This is a genomic window from Streptomyces sp. ISL-36 (assembly GCF_018614205.1).
GTDB lineage: Bacteria > Actinomycetota > Actinomycetes > Streptomycetales > Streptomycetaceae > Streptomyces.
Map to the genome: position 1 here is coordinate 47,636 of NZ_JAGGOS010000095.1, position 15,546 is coordinate 63,181.

The 15,546-nt window shown below is 71.5% G+C and carries 13 protein-coding genes and 3 pseudogenes; 4 read left to right on the forward strand and 12 right to left on the reverse strand.

What is annotated here, in order from left to right:
• Positions 1-40: 40 nt before the first annotated feature.
• A complete protein-coding gene (locus J7E93_RS24020) occupies positions 41-667 on the forward strand; it encodes a hypothetical protein (protein ID WP_215072009.1) in 627 nt (208 codons plus the stop codon).
• Between the two features lie 27 nt (positions 668-694).
• On the opposite strand, the pseudogene J7E93_RS24025 reads toward J7E93_RS24020, so the two are convergent.
• The 9 genes and pseudogenes from J7E93_RS24025 to J7E93_RS24065 form a co-directional block, all read right to left on the reverse strand.
• Positions 695-1,272, reverse strand: a pseudogene (locus J7E93_RS24025) (transposase); the annotation flags it as partial.
• 74 nt (positions 1,273-1,346) lie between these two features.
• A pseudogene (locus tag J7E93_RS24030) lies at positions 1,347-1,886 on the reverse strand (ABC transporter permease); the annotation flags it as partial.
• Positions 1,883-2,522 (reverse strand): annotated as a pseudogene (locus J7E93_RS24035) (ATP-binding cassette domain-containing protein); the annotation flags it as partial. The pseudogenes J7E93_RS24035 and J7E93_RS24030, both read right to left, overlap by 4 nt.
• A gap of 16 nt (positions 2,523-2,538) precedes the next feature.
• Positions 2,539-3,510, reverse strand: a complete 972-nt coding sequence (locus tag J7E93_RS24040; RefSeq protein WP_215072023.1) for a fumarylacetoacetate hydrolase family protein — start codon at positions 3,508-3,510, stop codon at positions 2,539-2,541.
• 64 nt (positions 3,511-3,574) lie between these two features.
• Entirely contained in the window at positions 3,575-4,513 is a 939-nt protein-coding gene (locus J7E93_RS24045) for a VOC family protein (RefSeq protein ID WP_215072011.1), read from the reverse strand.
• A 13-nt stretch (positions 4,514-4,526) separates the two neighbouring features.
• Positions 4,527-5,558, reverse strand: coding sequence for an amidohydrolase family protein (locus J7E93_RS24050; RefSeq protein ID WP_308368765.1), 1,032 nt, complete (start codon positions 5,556-5,558; stop codon positions 4,527-4,529).
• On the reverse strand, positions 5,555-6,685 hold the full coding sequence (locus tag J7E93_RS24055) for an FAD-dependent oxidoreductase (RefSeq protein ID WP_215072012.1): 1,131 nt from the start codon (positions 6,683-6,685) through the stop codon (positions 5,555-5,557). The genes J7E93_RS24050 and J7E93_RS24055 overlap by 4 nt, the downstream gene beginning before the upstream one ends.
• Before the next feature lie 22 nt (positions 6,686-6,707).
• Positions 6,708-7,670 carry a cyclase family protein gene (locus J7E93_RS24060; RefSeq protein ID WP_215072013.1) on the reverse strand — a complete coding sequence of 321 codons (963 nt, stop codon included), beginning with the start codon at positions 7,668-7,670 and terminating at the stop codon, positions 6,708-6,710.
• The gene (locus J7E93_RS24065; protein WP_215072025.1) at positions 7,670-8,692 is read right to left on the reverse strand and encodes a fumarylacetoacetate hydrolase family protein; all 1,023 of its coding nucleotides are present in this window, start codon (positions 8,690-8,692) and stop codon (positions 7,670-7,672) included. Before J7E93_RS24065 ends, J7E93_RS24060 begins: the two co-directional genes overlap by 1 nt.
• Positions 8,693-8,820: 128 nt before the next feature.
• Here J7E93_RS24065 and J7E93_RS24070 point away from each other — a divergent pair, with 128 nt between their 5' ends.
• Complete coding sequence (locus J7E93_RS24070) at positions 8,821-9,765, forward strand: LysR family transcriptional regulator (RefSeq protein WP_215072014.1); 945 nt, start codon at positions 8,821-8,823, stop codon at positions 9,763-9,765.
• Between the two features lie 67 nt (positions 9,766-9,832).
• Here J7E93_RS24070 and J7E93_RS24075 read toward each other — a convergent pair whose 3' ends face one another.
• Complete coding sequence (locus J7E93_RS24075; protein WP_215072015.1) at positions 9,833-10,255, reverse strand: thioesterase family protein; 423 nt, start codon at positions 10,253-10,255, stop codon at positions 9,833-9,835.
• A gap of 292 nt (positions 10,256-10,547) precedes the next feature.
• Between J7E93_RS24075 and J7E93_RS24080 the strand changes: the two genes are divergently transcribed.
• Together J7E93_RS24080 and J7E93_RS24085 are read left to right on the forward strand one after the other, a co-directional pair.
• Positions 10,548-11,309, forward strand: a complete 762-nt coding sequence (locus J7E93_RS24080) for a MerR family transcriptional regulator (protein WP_215072016.1) — start codon at positions 10,548-10,550, stop codon at positions 11,307-11,309.
• Between the two features lie 104 nt (positions 11,310-11,413).
• On the forward strand, positions 11,414-13,177 hold the full coding sequence (locus J7E93_RS24085; protein WP_308368766.1) for a serine/threonine-protein kinase: 1,764 nt from the start codon (positions 11,414-11,416) through the stop codon (positions 13,175-13,177).
• A gap of 24 nt (positions 13,178-13,201) precedes the next feature.
• On the opposite strand, the gene J7E93_RS24090 is transcribed toward J7E93_RS24085, so the two are convergent.
• Together J7E93_RS24090 and J7E93_RS24095 are read right to left on the reverse strand one after the other, a co-directional pair.
• Positions 13,202-14,269, reverse strand: coding sequence for a serine protease (locus J7E93_RS24090; protein WP_215072017.1), 1,068 nt, complete (start codon positions 14,267-14,269; stop codon positions 13,202-13,204).
• 25 nt (positions 14,270-14,294) lie between these two features.
• On the reverse strand, positions 14,295-15,546 hold a 1,252-nt coding region (locus J7E93_RS24095; RefSeq protein WP_308368767.1), incomplete at its 5' end, for a trypsin-like peptidase domain-containing protein.

The following is a 15,546-nucleotide window of genomic DNA, read 5'->3' on the forward strand; positions in this document are numbered from 1 at the left end:
GGGGGGCCGGGGTTGCCGGCCCCTGGTAGAACATGGGTCGATGGGTATTCAGGAACGTGACCGCAAGGTGTACCGGCCTCTGCGGCGGGCCGGCCTCGAGGTGATCCCCAACGCTGTGCCAGCGGGCACGATGCCGTTCGTCCGCGGATACGATGCGGAGGACGTGGCCGGAGGCTTCTCGCACCGATACGACACCTCGCGGCTGGTCGAGCGGCTCAATAGGGACTGGTACGACCTGGCGGTCTCCTCGGGCCTTTTCGACTACCAGCGCGAGTTCCTCGTGCAGCTTCCGCAGGGCACCCGTTCGCACCGGGCCGCTCTGAAGCACCTGCACAGCGGCAACACTGCACCGGCGCTCTGGACCCGGGTCCGGCTGCTGGATCGCTGGGACATCATGGGCCGAGGCGCGGCATCGGCGTTCCTGGGCGTGCACTCGGGCCACCCGGGCTTCGGCATGATGGCTCTGGACGGCAGCGTGTACGTCGAAGCCTCGACGGGCGAGACCGGCATCGACGTGCTCGTGGTGCATCACCCGGACCGCTCAGAGAACGTCCTGCGATACCTGGAGTGGATCACGCGTTACGACAGCCCCTATGCAAACCGCGAGGAAAAGCAGCGCGTCGCCGTCTGGCTCGCCGGCCGTGCAGGGGGCCTTCCGGGTCGCTGATGACGAGGTCCCGGACGGGCTGACTGATCATGTGCGGAGCCAGATGACGAGGGCGGCCGCGGTGACGGTGCCGAGGAAGACGTATCCGCGCTTGTCGTAACGGGTCGCGGCACGGGGGCTTCAGCTTGTTGATGGCCCTCTCCACCGTGTTGCGCTTCTTGTACCGCTCCTCGTCGAAGCCCGGTGGCCGTCCGCCTCGCGATCCTTTCCGAAGGCGGGCGGCCTGACTGTCGGCCTTCTCCGGGATCGTGTGCCGGATGCCGCGCCGCCGCAGGTACTGACGGCAAGGACCGTTGCTGTAAGCCTTGTCGGCCGCGACGCTGTCGGGCTTCTTGCGGGGTCTGCCCAGTCCGAGGCGGGGGACCCGGATCTTTTCCAGCACCCGGAAGGAACTGGGTGCAGTCGGCTCGCTGCCCGGGCGTGACGATCAAGGACAGCGGGCGACAGTGGCCGTCCGCGTGCTGGTGGGCGCGCACGATGGTGGAGTCCACCGAGATGTCCCAATCGATCTCGCGGGCCGCGTCGGCCGCGGCCTGGACCTGTTGCAGCAGACGTTCCCAGGTGCTGTCGGCGGACCAGAGCCGATGGCGCTCGTAGACCGTCTTCCGACCAGGCGACAGTCACATGATCGGCCGGACAGCTCCTCGTCGGTCGGGACGACGGCGCTGCCGAGGAAGGGCAGGAAGGGCAGGAAGGTCAGCGGCAGCGGCGCGTTGCTCGCCGACTCCGGGGTCCTGGCCACGAGTCCCATGGCGGCCGCCGGCCAGGTCCGCGCGAGGACGAGCGGGGTCAGCAGGCCGACGGCGGCGATCCACTCGACGAGGGAGGCGTCGGGGCGGAAGCCGATGGCGGGCGCGACGCCGATCACCGGGGCGACGGCGACCGGGGTCTGGAGGACGCTGCCGGCGACGTGCCCGGTCAGGAACGCGGCGCGGGAGATCGAGATCGTACGGAAGCGGTTGACGATGCCTTCGGTCAGGTCGACGCAGACCCCGACCGCCGTCATCACCGCCCCGGCGGTCGCGGCCATCAGGATGATGCCGGGCGCGACGGAGATCCCGGCGCCGAGGGCGCCGCCGAAGGCGTAGTCGAACAGCAGCAGCATCGTCACCGGCATCAGCGCGACGGAGAACGTCATCGCGGGATAGCGCAGCGCATGCGTGAGGTTGCGCCGCAGCATCGTCATGGAGTCGCTGACGTGATGGGTGAGAGTGCTCATCGGGCCCTCTCCATGGTGATGCCGGTCGTGTCGTGGCCGGTGAGGGTCAGGAAGACGTCGTCGAGATCGGGTGTGTGCACGGTCAGCGACTCGGCCCGCAGCGCTGCGCCGTCCAGGACGTCGAGTACGGCCCGCAGGGTCGGGATGCTGCCGTCGCCAGGGACGCGGTGCGTGAACTCCTCAGGGCCGCAGGCCGCAGCGCCGAAGTGGCGTACTGCAGTGTCGAGTTCGGCGAGCTCCGAGAAGCGCAGCCGGATGTGGCCGCCGGGGATGAGGCGCTTGAGCTCGTCCCCCGTTCCCTCGGCGACCAGCCTGCCCTTGTCGAGGACGGGCGATGCGGTCGGCGAGCAGGTCGGTTTCCTCCAGATACCGACTGGTCAGGAAGAAGGTGACGCCGTCGTCGGCGACGAGCCCGCGGATGATCTCCCCCATGGTGCGACGGCTGCGGGGATCCAGGCCCGTGGTCGGCTCGTCGAAGAAGATGATCCTCGGGTCGCCGACCAGGGTCATCGCCAGGTCGAGCTTGCGGCGCATGCCGCCGGAGAAGGCGGAGACCGGCTTGCGGGCGGCCCGGGAGAGTTCGAAGCGCTCCAGGAGTTCGACCGCCCGGCGGCGCCCCTCGCGCCGTGGCGGATGAGGAGTCGCAGGTTGTTCAGGGCCGCTGACGGTCGCGTCGGCGGCCCGCCGGCAGGGGCACGAGCTCGGCCCCCGGCACCACGGTGTTGGTGAGCGTCCCGATGCCCTCGACCGTGAGGGTGACGGTGTCGCCGGGCTTGAGCGGCGGCGGGGTCTGCTCACCGCGCACGCCCCAGAGCTCCGCGAGGCAGCCGCCGTTGCCACAGGTGCCCGAGCCGAGGACGTCGCCGGGGCGGACGAGCGTGCCGCGGGAGGCGTAGGCGGTCATCTCCTCGAAGGTCCAGCTCATATGGGAGAGCAGGTCATCGCCGACGGACTCGCCGTTGATCTCCGCCCTCAGCGCCAGGCGCAGGAATCCTTCGGCGTCCCGGTACGGCTCCAGCTCGTCGGCGGTGACCAGATACGGGCCCAGGGTGGTGGCGGTGTCCTTGCCCTTGCAGGGGCCGAGGCCGACCTTCATCTCGGCGGACTGAAGGTCCCGGGCGGACCAGTCGTTGAAGACGGTGTAGCCGACGATGTGGTCGCGGGCCTGCGCCGGCGAGAGGTCGCGGCCCTCGCGGCCGATGACGGCGGCCACTTCGAGTTCGAAGTCCAGGACGGCGGAGCCGGGTGGCACCGGTATGCCGTCGAACGGACCGTAGATCGCATGAGGGTTGGTGAAGTAGAAGGTGGGTGCGGCGTACCACTGCTCGGGCACGCCGCCCGTACCCTCCACGGAGCGCCGGACCCCCTCGACGTGCTCCTCGAAGGTGACGAAGTCCCGTACCGCCGTGGGCTGTACGGGAGGCAGCAGCCGCACCTGGGAGACGTGCGGGCCGGGGAGCGCGTCGAGTGCCGACGCCCCCGCGTCGAGCAGCCCGGGCAGACCGCCGGTCTCTCCGAGCAGCGCGGTGAGCGAGGAGACGCCGGGCAGGGGGAAGAGCGTGCCGTCCTCTTCCAGGACGGCGACGCCGGGGCGATGTTGGTGCTCGTAGGAGGCGAAGCGCATGTGCGGCTCCTGGTGGGAAGGGTCGGTCAAGGGGGACGGCTGCTTCGACCGAGTCGGTGAGGACTCAGACGGGCGGGGCGACGAAGACGCCGCGGTCGGGGTCGTTGAAGGACTCCTTGGCGACGAGCTCGTTCATGGCGTTCGCCGTACCCCACTGGTCCGTGACCTCGGGCCGGGAGAAGTCGTAGACGTGCGGGTGCCAGGTGTCCTCGTCGAGCAGCTCCAGCTCGGTGGTGTACTCGACGGTGTTGCCGTGCGGGTCGAGGAAGTACGTGAAGGTGTTGTCACCGGCCATGTGACGGCCAGGGCCCCAGATCTTGCGGAAACCGGCCCGGATGACGCGGCCGGAGCCGCGCATGTACTCGTCGATGCCGCGCATCTCGAAGGAGATGTGGTGCAGGGAGGTGTGCGGACCCTTGGCCAGCGCCATGGAGTGGTGCTGGTTGCTGATCCGCATGAAGTGCATGACGTCGCCCATGTGGGGCGAGCTGAGGCTGTCGGAGAGGCGGAAGCCGAGGTGGCGCTCGTACCACGCGCGGGTGCGCTTGAGGCCGGGGGAGTTCAGGACGACGTGGGAGAGCTTGACCGGGATGGCCTCCTTCTCCTCGATCTTGCGGTGCTGCCGTACCTGGACGTCGGCGGAGACCTCGATGGTGCGGCCGTCGACGTCGAAGAAGCGGAAGCCGTAGCCGCCACCAGGTGTGTCGACCGTGCCGGGCCGCGAGATCAACCGCGCACCGCCCGCCAGGAGCCGTTCGGCGAGGGTGTCCACGTCGGTCGCGCTCGCGGCGCCGTAGGAGACCAGGTCGAGGCGCTTCTCCTCGGCCTTGCGCAGCCGTACCACGTACTGCTCCGGGGAGCCCTCGGCGGCCAGGAAGGAGATGCCGGAGTCCTCGGCGACCTTGGTCAGGCCCCAGACGCCGGCGTAGAAGTCGAGCTGCTTGTCGTAGTCGGGCACGGCGAGGTCGACGTGCCGCAGGTGGGTGAGCAGACGTGCGCTCATGGTGGGTACCTCCTCAGACGAGGGCGAGGTTCAGCAGGGTGGCCGCGTTGCCGCCGCGTACGGCGTCGAAGTCGGTCCGGGGCAGGCGTGCGGCGCGCAGGGCACGGACGGGGTCCTCGGTGCCCATGTCGAAGGGGAAGTCGGACCCGAGCAGCACCCGGTCCGCGCCCGCGACCCGGACCAGCTCCCGCAGCACGTGCGGGTCATGGACCAGCGAGTCGAAGTACAGCCGCTTGAGGTAGCTGCTGGGCGGCTGTGCGCAGCCGGCGCTCGCGTCGGAGCGGGCCGACCAGGCGTGGTCGGAGCGGCCGATGTGGGTGGGCAGGTAGCCGCCGCCGTGGGCCGCGATCAGCTTCAGTCCGGGGTGGCGGTCCAGGACGCCGGAGAAGATGAGGTGCGAGAGCGCGACGGCGTTCTCGGTGGGCTGGCCGACCGTGTTGGACAGGTACCACTCGTCCAGGCGCTCGTCGAGCGTGCAGCCGAACGGGTGCAGGAAGACGATCGCTCCCGTCTCGCCGGCCCGTGCCCAGAAGGGCTCGTACGCCGGGTCGGACAGTTCACGGCCCGGTGCGTGGCTGGAGATCTCCACCCCGACCAGTCCCTGCTCCAGGGCGTGGTCGAGGGCGCGTACCGCCTGGTCCGGGTGCTGGAGCGGGACGAGCCCGAGCCCGCGCAGCCGGTCGGGTGCGGCGGAGCAGTGGGCGGCCGTGGCCTCGTCGGCGAGCCGGTACACCTTCTCGGCCGACTCCTCGTCCGCCCAGTAGTGGTAGTGCGAGGGGGACGGGCTGACCAGTTGTACGTCCACGCCCTGCGCGTCCATCGCGGCGAGGCGTACGGTGACGTCGGTGAGGCGCGGGATGCGTTCGCGGACCATGGGGCCGCTGACCGCGAGGGCCGCGGGGCCGTTACGCCGGGCGTCGAGGGCCCTCGCCTCCGCCAGGCCCGGCAGGCCGTCCACCAGGGCCTCGACCTCGGGCAGCAGGACGTGGGCGTGCACGTCGACGGTGGGCGCGGCCGGCGACACCGCTCGGGTCACGGCGCTCACGGCAGTTCCCGCAGCATCGTCATGGTGCGGCCCATCAGGCCGGGAAGGTCCGCGTCGCGCACGCCGTCGAGCTGCCACCGCCCGATCTGCACGGACGCCTCCACGACCGGCCGTACGCGTGCGATGCGCCGCTCGTAGAACGCCTGGAGCAGAGCGTCGTCCCAGTCGTCGGCGCCGGTCAGCATCTGCGCGAGCACCCACGCGTCTTCGAGGGAGAGTGCGGCACCCTGCGCGAGGGTGGGCGGGCAGCAGTGGGCGGCGTCGCCGATGAGGACGACCCGGCCGCGGTGCCACGAGCCCTCGACCAGCATCCGGTCGAACCAGGTGTAGTTGACCTTCGCGGGGTCCGTGATGCTCTCGGTGATCTGCGGCCAGAAGCCGCCGTAGGCGGAGGCCAGCCGGCGCATCTCGTCGGCGTACGACTCAGGCGGGATGGACGTCCGGTCGCGGTTGGCCTCGACGACGTACGCGTACAGGGTCGTGTCGCCGGTGGGGCAGTAGCCGGAGATGTAGGCCGGGCCGCCGTAGGCGAGGTCGGTGCGGGTCACCTCGGCAGGGCGCGGCGCGGCGACGCGCCAGATGGCCATGCCGGTGGGCTCGGGCTCGGCGGTGATGCCGAGCGCGGCGCGGGTGGTGGAACCGAGGCCGTCGGCCGCGATCACCAGGTCGTAGCGGCCCTCGGCGCCGTCGGTGAAACGGACGGAGACGCCCTCCGCGTCCTGGTCGAGGGTCTCGGCCCGGGTGCCCAGGCGAACCCGGGCTCCGCTCGCGCGGACGGCGTCGATCAGGATCTGCTGGAGCCGCGGGCGCTGTATGCCGATGGTGGCGGGCAGGTCGTCGCCACCGGTGCGCAGATCGCGGTCGACGTGCAGGACGGTGCCGTCGGGTGCGGTGATGCCGACGGAGTCGAAGCCGAAGCCGGACGCCTGCACCTGCTCCCAGACACCCAGTTCACGCAGCACGCGCAGGGCGTTGCCCTGGAGGGTGATACCGGATCCGGCGGTGGCGTTCCAGTCGTCCTTGGCCTCGATCAGATCCACCGAGAGACCGGCGCGGCGCAGCAGGATCGTGACGGCGTTGCCGGCCGCGCCGCCGCCGACGACGAGGACCGTGCGGGTTGCGGTCATGGGAACTCCCTTGTTCCTCTGGTTACTTGACGGCTATCGGGTTGATCGGGGAGCCGACCGCGCCGGTGATGGGCAGGGGAGCTGCGGTCAGCCAGAACGCGTACACGCCGTCGGCCGCACAGTCCTCGGCGAGCGACTCCAGATCCCACATCTCGCCGATCAGCAGGCCGATGTGCGGGATGGCCACCTGGTGCAGGGGCTGGAAGGCGTGGTCGAACTCGTTGGGCCGCACTTCGAAGCCCCAGGTGTCCGTGGCGATCGCGGCGATCTCGCTGCCGTGCAGCCAGCCGGCGCTGGTGAAGGACAGCCCCGGGGCCGGTCCGCCGGCGTAGTCGCCCCAGCCGTCGCGCCGTACCCGGGCGAGCTGTCCGGTGCGCACCAGGACCAGGTCCCCGCGCCCCACGGCCACCCCCTGGGCTGCCGCGGTGGCCGCCAGGTGCTCCTCGGTGATCGCGAACCCGTCGGGCAGCTCACCGTCCCGGCCGACGGCGCGGCCCACGTCCAGGAGTACCCCGCGCCCGGCGACGGAGGACGCCATGTGCTCGATACCGGTGACCAGGTCGCCGTCGGACGTGACGACCTTCTCGGCGGGACGGCCGTTCCACGCCCTGCCGTGGTCGAAGATGTGCCCGAGGCCGTCCCACTGCGTGGAGCACTGCAGGGGCATGGCGATCACGTCGTCGGCGCCGCCGATGCCGTGCGGGAGGCCCTGGTTGCCGAGGGCCGCGTCGGTGCCGGTGTCCAGCATGGTGTGCACCGGATTGGTGCGCCGACGCCAGCCCTTCTGCGGGCCGTTGATGTCGAAGCGCTGGGAGAGGGAGAAGCTCACCCCGCGCCGGACGAGCGCGGCGCCCTCACGGCGCTTGCCCTCGTCGAGGAAGTTGAGTGTGCCGAGCACATCGTCCTCGCCCCAACGGCCCCAGTTGGAGTACGCCTTCGCGGCGCGGGCGATCGACCCCTCGGGGTCACGGCGGTCCAGGCTCATCACGCCTCCGCGACACAGCGGTTGCGCTGCGCACCGAGGCCGGCGATGGCGCCGTCCATCACGTCGCCGTCACGCAGCAGCCGGCCCCAGTGCATGCCGTTGCCCGCGGGGGAACCGGTGAGAACCAGGTCGCCGGGGAGGAGGCGGGCGGTCCGGGACGCGTAGGCGACCACCCGAGCCACGTCGAAGATCATGTCCTTCGTGGACTCGTCCTGCATGGTCTCGCCGTTCAGCTTCAGCGTCAGCCGAAGGTCACCGGGGTCCGCGATCGACTCGGCGGGCACGATCCAGGGCCCGAGCGGAGTGAAGCCGGGCGCGTTCTTGCTGCGCAGCCAGTCGGTGCCGATCTGCGGCATGTCCCGGCGGAACACGGTCGCCCGGTCGGTCAGGTCGTTGGCGATCGTGTACCCGGCGACGCACTCCCACGCCTCCTCCACGGACACCTGGTGGGCAGGTCGCCCGATCACGGCCGCCAGTTCCAGCTCCCAGTCGGGCTTCTCGGCCCAGGAGGGGAGGACGACGTCGTCGTACGGACCGGTGAGGGAGCTCGGCAGGCCGATGAAGACGTACGGGAGATCCTCCGCCGCCCGCCGGTCCATGATCTCCGCCGCCTCGGCTCGCCGCTCCTCCTCGGAGCGGTCGTCGTCCGGCGCCCGGTGCGCCACGTGCAGGTCGATCACATGCTGCCGGTAGTTGGCACCCGACTGGAACACCTGGCGCGGCTCGACGGGCGCCTGCACATGGAAGTCCGCCAGGGGCCTGTGATCGGGACGGTTCTCACCGGCCAGGGCCCGGAGCTGCGGGAGGGCCGCCTCCCACTTCTCCAGCAGGCTTCTGACCGTCAACTGCGCGTCACCGAGGGCGATGCGCAGGTCGAGCACCTGGGCGTCAGGGGTGACCAGGGCGGGGAAAGCGGGCCCTTCGGGGTCCGAGAGGGCCGAGAGGGCAGAGAGGGGGGAGAGGGTCGCGAGGGCGAAGGGTCCGGCGAAGAGCGCGGAGGGGGATTCAGGTTTCACGGACAGGTCCTCCTGATGGCGAGGGCACTAATCTGGACCCGCCCCGCGCGATCAGGGAAATCGATTCTTTGGATGGCTTGCATCCATGTCGTCTATCCTCCCTGGTCGGCGACCCGTACAGCAAGGGAAGTGCCGTGAATCTGGCCCGTCTGGACCTCAATCTCGTCGTCGCCCTGCGCGCCCTGCTGGAGGAACGCAACGTCACGCGGGCCGGACAGCGGGTCGGCCTCAGTCAGCCCGCGATGAGCGCCGCGCTGGCCCGACTGCGCCGCCACTTCGACGACGACCTGCTCGCCCGTGTCGGTGGCCACTACGAACTCACCGCCCTCGGACAAGTGCTCAGGGACCGCACCTCCACCGCGTACGACGTGCTGGAGCGGCTCTTCGCCAGCCAGGCGGACTTCGACCCCACGCTGGAGAGCCGGGAGTTCAGGCTCGTGGCGTCCGACTACGCGGTCGCCGTCTTCGGCACCGAACTGGCCCGCGTCATCCATGACGAGGCCCCCGGCGTCCGGCTGCGCTTCACCCAGACTCCGGTCGGCGCCGTCGACGACACGGCCAACCTGCTCAGTGCGACGGAGGGGATGTTCATGCCGCATGGCGTCATCAGTGACTTCCCCGCCACCGACCTCTACGACGATCGATGGGTCTTTCTCGTCTCGGACGACCACCCGAGCGTCGGGGACCGGCTCACCCGGCAGGACCTGGCCCGCCTGCCCTGGGTCGCCTATCGGCGGACGTACGACGCGCCTGCTGTGCGGCAACTGGGCATGCTCGGCATCGAGCCCCGCGTCGAAGTCTCCGTCGACAGCTTCCAGCTGCTCCCGCTCCTGGTGGCCGGCACTCGACGGATCGCCCTGATCCAGGCCCGCCTCGCCAGGCTCCTCGCGCCGCTCGCCGCCGTCCGCGTCATGGAGCCGCCGTACGAGGCGGTAACGCTGCGCGAGGCGCTCTGGTGGCATCCGGTGCACACCCACGACGCGGCCCACATCTGGCTGCGGGAGACGGCCGCCCGGGTCGGCCGGCGACTGGGGGACGCGACCACCGCCCCGGCCGGACGATCCACCGTGGGCGGGTGATGCGGTGGCCCCCCTGCCTGGACGGCCGACCGCCAGGACGTGCACCGGGGCCCGGTGCCCCCGGCGTTCAGAGGCCGAAGACCTCCGGGAAGTCCGCCAGCGTACGGAAGTACTCGCGGGGATCCGCCAGAAGCCTGCGCGCCTTCAGATCCAGCAGACCGCCGACGCCGGTCACCTCGGCGGCCACCGTGCCGTCCGCCTTGCGGATCGTCTGCTCGATACGGAAGGTCTTGCCCTCACCCCAGAGGAAGGCGCACGTCACCTCCACCTCGTCACCCGCCCGCAGCTCCCGCTGGTAGCGCACCGTCACTTCCAGGGCCACCGGCCCCACGCCCTTCTCCAGCAGGTCCGCCTGCCGGATGCCGCCCTTCTGCAACAGCGACCAGCGGGCGTGTTCCGCGTACTGCAGATAGACGGCCTGGTTCAGATGGCCTTGCGTGTCGGTCTCGTATCCACGCACGACGACGGCTACCGAGAACGGCTCTGCCACGGGGTTCCTCTCGACGACAGCACACAACGAGCGCTCGCTCGTCCAGGGCAACCGCCCGGCGGCACGCGACATTCCGCAGCGGCCGGCTCCACGGTCGCAGGCGCGGCGGACCGCGTCGGCCGGTCCGACGGTTCGAGGAATCGACGGGTACCGTGCCTTCCGGTGCCCGTGGCCGACTCATCGGGTGTCGAGGGAGCCCTCCGCGACTTGTGGCTGCCGCAACGGCAGCTTCTACCGTCCTGACCAGGGCCGGAGAGACCGGCCCGGTGAAGCGATCGTGAGGTGCGGCGGCGTGGACTGGTCGATCGTCGAGGTGGCACGGATGTCGGGTGTGACGGCCCGGACGCTGCGGCACTACGACGAGATCGGTCTGCTGCCACCGGCGCGGACCGGGGCGGGCGGACTCCGCCACTACGAGGAGCGCCAGCTGCTGAAGCTGCAGCAGATCCTCGTGCTGCGGGCGCTCGGCCTGGGGCTGCCCGAGATCGGACGGATCCTCGCCGCGGAGGTGGACGAGGTGGAGGCGCGCCGTGGCCACCACCGCCGGCTGCTCGCCGAGCGGGACCGGCTGGACGCGCTGGCCGTGACCGTCTCCCGCACGATCGCCGAACTGGAGCAGTCCAGGAAGGACGGCAGACCCATGACGAGCATCAACCGACCGGAGAACCTGTTCGAGGGCGTCGAGCCCGCGCACTACGGGGAGAACCTGCGGGATTTCCCCGAGCTGGCCGCGGACGTGGAGCGGTACACCTCGACGATGAGCCCGGCCCAGATCGACGCCGGACACCGCGAGCGCACGGCGCAGATGATCCGGCTGGCCGAGCTGCTGGCCGCCGGGCTGCCGCCCGAGGCCGATCCCGTACAGGCCGAGATCGACCTCCAGTACCGGACGCTCTCCGAGGTGCGGGAGGTCTCGGCCGAGGAGTACCGCGCGATCGGGCGGTCCTGCGTGGAGAACGAGCAGTGGCGCGCCGCGTACGAGCAGATCGCACCGGGCCTGGCCGCGTACCAGCGGGACGCCATCGAGGCGTACGCCGTGAACCGGCTGAGCTGAACCCGCGGTCCGTACGATCCCGGCGCACCGCCCCGCGGGTCGCGGTCCCGGCACGCCCCTAAGATGTGGATCTTGAGTATGGCCGTATCCACACATCACGGGGGGTGGGTTCCATCACGGGGACCGGAGGCGCACTGCGCCCGCTGACGGCGCAGGAGCCGCGCGAACTGGCCGGGTATCGGCTCTTGGCCCGCATCGGGGAGGGAGGGATGGGCTCCGTCTATCTCTCCCGCACCCGGGGCAATCAGCCTGTCGCGCTCAAGATGATCCGGCGCGAGTACGCCGGCGACAGTGAGTTCCGTCGCCGGTTCCAGCAGGAAGTGGCGGCCGCGCAGCAGGTGCGCGGCTACCACCTGGTGCCGGTCGTCGACCACGACGCCGACGGCGAACAGCCCTGGCTGGCCTCCGCGTACGTCCCCGGGATCCCGCTCGACGAGGCCCTCGACGAGCACGGACCCCTGCCGCTGATCACCGCACTCCAGCTCGTCGGCTGTGTGGCCCGCGCCCTCGACGCCGTGCACGCGGCCGGAGTCGTGCACCGCGACCTCAAGCCGGGGAACATCCTGCTCGGCGCCGACGGGCCCTGGGTCATCGACTTCGGGATCGCCCGGGCCGCCGAGGCCACGCGGCTCACGCGGAGCGGCGGCTTCATCGGCACCCCGCAGTTCATGTCGCCCGAACACGGCAACGGCGCCGAACTCACCCCCGCCACGGACGTGTTCTCGCTCGGACTCATCGCCGCCGTCGCGGCCACCGGGAGGCATCCGTACGGACCGGGAGGCGGCCTCACCATCGCCACCCAGATCGCCAACACCGCCCAGCGCCCGCCGGACCTCACCGGCTATCCGGACGTCCTGCGCACGCTCCTGGAGCGCGCCCTCGCCGCCGATCCGGCGGCCCGCCCCGCCCCCGCCGAGCTGGCGGCGCTGTGCGAGCGGGCCTCGGGACGCGCGGCCCGCGACTTCGACGGCTGGCTGCCCGCCCCGCTGGCGGCGGCCGTGGACGAGCGGGGCCGGGCGGTACGCCTCCTCCTCGCCGAGGAGGAGACCCCTCCGCCACCCGCGCCTCCCGCCGCGACCTACGTGCCGACGCGGACCGGCGACGCGCTGCACCACGCACCCACCCAGGCGGCGCCGCCCCGCCCCGCTACCCCACCGCCCGCCACGCCTGCCCCGCCCACCGTGCCGAAGGCCCGGAAGCTGCGCCGTGTCCCCCTGGCGATCGCGGCCGTCGCCCTGGCCGTCGTGGTCGGCACGGCCTGGTCGTTGTACGGCGACACGGGCTACGGCTCCTCAGGATCCGGCTCCGGATCCGGCTCCGGAACCGAAGCGGGCGCCGGTGCCGGAGACGGGAAGTCCCCGTCGGCGGACTCCCCTGCCGACGGGAAGCCGAAGGGGAGCTCGTCGGCGCCGACGGGCGGCGCGACCGCGACCCAGGCCCCCAAGACGTACGAACTCCTCTTCCAGGACAGGCCGTTGACGATCAGCCCGCCGGGCACGGGTGTGGTGATCACCGTCGACATGGACGTTCCCAAGGTGGACCCCCGCGGCGAGATCGGCGCGGACGCGGACGAGATCCAGTACATCTACCAGTACCTGACCTTCCGCACCCCCACCGCCAAGAGTCCCGGCACCACGCCGGAGGTCTGCCGCCAGGCCGTGGACAGCGCTCCGCTCCCCGCGGAGCTGTCGAACGACCAGCTGGTCAAGGGGGAGGCCCTCAAGAAGGGCGACGTACTGTGCACGGTCACCTCCGAGGGCAACCTCGCCATGCTCCGGCTCACCGACGTCCGTTCCTCGGGGGAGACCTTCTTCGACCCGCCGGGCTACACGGGCCTGCTCACCGTGTGGAAGCCGCCCGCCGCGTGAGGCCCGCCTCGTGGAGCCGGCCGCTCAGACCCAGTTCACCTCCGCCCGGGCCAGCAGCGGATCGTCGACCAGCTCCCACAGCGGTACCGCGAAGTTGCCGAGCCCGTAGCGGCCGCCGAAGTGCAGACCGAGCACCCGGTGGTCCGCGAGGTCGAAGACCGGGGAACCGCTGTTGCCGCCCAGGGTCGAGCAGTCGTGCTTCATCACCAGGCCGCCGGGCGCGAACTCCGTCGCGGTGCCCGGCTGCAGCCGCTTCACGTTGTAGACGTCCATGAAGATCCGGCGCATCGACTCCGGCTCGTTGCGGCGGCCGTCCCAGGCCGGGTAACCGATCACGTACACCGGCCGCCCGGGCAGGGTCGCCGGCGCGTCGGCGGCCACCGCGAGCGGTGAGGGCAGCGGGGCACCGTCGGGCGGTACGACGCGCAGCAGGGCCATGTCGACTTCCGGGTGGATGCCGATCACCTCGGTGATCGCGTACGGGGCCGGTCCGAGGGCCGGAGCGGGGCCCGGGCCGGCGGGAAGCTCCTCGCCCGGGTCCACACGGGCGGACATCCCCTGCTGGAAGGACCAGCCGGCGTCCTCGGTGCGGCTGAACTCGACGGCCACGTGCCGGTTGGTCATCACCGTCCGCGGACCCACGAGGAAGGCGGTGCCGACCCAGTCCAGGCTGGGGTGGCCCGTCACCTCCACGCGGCCCACCCGTCCGAGGGAGTCGCGGATCGCCGCCCGGCCTCCGTCGAGCACCGACCAGTCGCCCTCCGGCGCGACGAAGTCCTGCCCCTGCACCAGGATGGCGGGCCTGCCCTCCAGCAGGACGATCGCCTCCACCCCGAAGTACTCGTCCTCGTCGATCTCGTCCGCGCGGTTCCCGGCCAGTTTCTCCAGGCCCGTGACCCCGGCCTCCAGGACCCGGGCCCGTTCCTCCTGCGCGAAGCGGGAGATCTGGCCCGCGGGTGCCATCTGCGCCGGTGACTCCTCCACCGACTCGGAGATCTCGGCCTCCAGATGTCCCCGCACCCGCGCGGCCACATCCCGCAGGTCGTCGAAGACCCGCTGGGGGTCGGTCGCGACCGGTGATCCGTACGGCATCTCCCGCCACCTCCGCCTCTGCTGCTCATGCGGCCCGTTCACGCTGCTCCTGGGCCGACGCCGACTGTCCCCGCACGATCTCCTCGTACAACTCCGGCCGGTGCTCCCGTAGATGGCCGAGGATCCGGCTCATCTGCGTGCCGACGTTGACGAACGCCGTGGTCCTCCCCTGGTAGGCGACCTCCTCGACCCGCCGCGTCCCGCGGTGCAGCGCCACCACCGTCCAGTCGTCCGTGAAGACCGGTGAACCCGAGGACCCGCTACGGGTGTCGGTGAAGTAGCGGACATCGCGCTCGTCCGCCTCGAAGACGAGGTTGTTGCGCAGCGCCACCCGCTTGGGCTGTCCGCCGGGGTGCTGGATGATGTTGACCGCCACCGGTTCGGCGCCGTTCGCCAGCAGCGGCGTCGTCGCCACCAGGAGCACCGGCCGGGGCGGCGCCTCGGCCGAGAGCCGCAGGATCGCGTAGTCGAGCGCCTCGTCCCACGCGACCAGGGCCCCCGCCGTCACCTCCTCGGTCTCCGCCTCGTCGGCGCCGTAGTCGAAACGGGAACGGGAGTTGCGCACCTGGAGCTGGAGGTCGTCCTCGGCCACCCGCGGCCGGACGCCCGGCGAGCGCGTCCGGGCGTTCACCACATGGTGGTTGGTGATCAGCAGCCCCGGGGCGATGAGCCAGCCGGTCCCGGCGTGCGGGTACGCGGGCCGCAACGGCGCGCCCGATTCGTAGGGGGGCACCTTCAGCCGGGCGACCGACGCACCGGCCAGGACGCCGCCGTGCAGGAACTCGAAGGGCACGGTGTCGTCCCGGAAGATGATCTCCTCCTTGGTCTCCGCCGGCATCCTCCCCGGCGGCAGGTCCGGCTCGCCCGCGGCGTCGCGCGCCACATCGTCCAGGGCGCGCTGGAGGACGGTGAGCGGGCCCGCCTCGACGGTCTGGGCGATCGCGTTGCGCAGCCAGACCTCCAGCGGCACCGTGCCGTCGATCAGCCGCTCCACCTGGTTCATCGTGTGCAGGTCGGAGTGCATCTGGCGCAGCGGGGTGTCCATCGTCGGAAGGCTCGCCCGGAAGCGCGCGGAGGTGCCGGCGAACAGAAGCGGCCGGACGGTGCTGTCCGCGAGCCCCGCATCCAGGGCGGCGTTGCGGACCCGGACGACATCCTCCGCGGAGAGGTACGCGACGGCCCGCACCGCCCCTTCGGCGGCGTCGGGCGGCGGCTGCGACCACAGCCCGGCCCGCCCCGGGCCCGCGAGGGCGCCGCCGACTGCGAAGGCGCTGCCG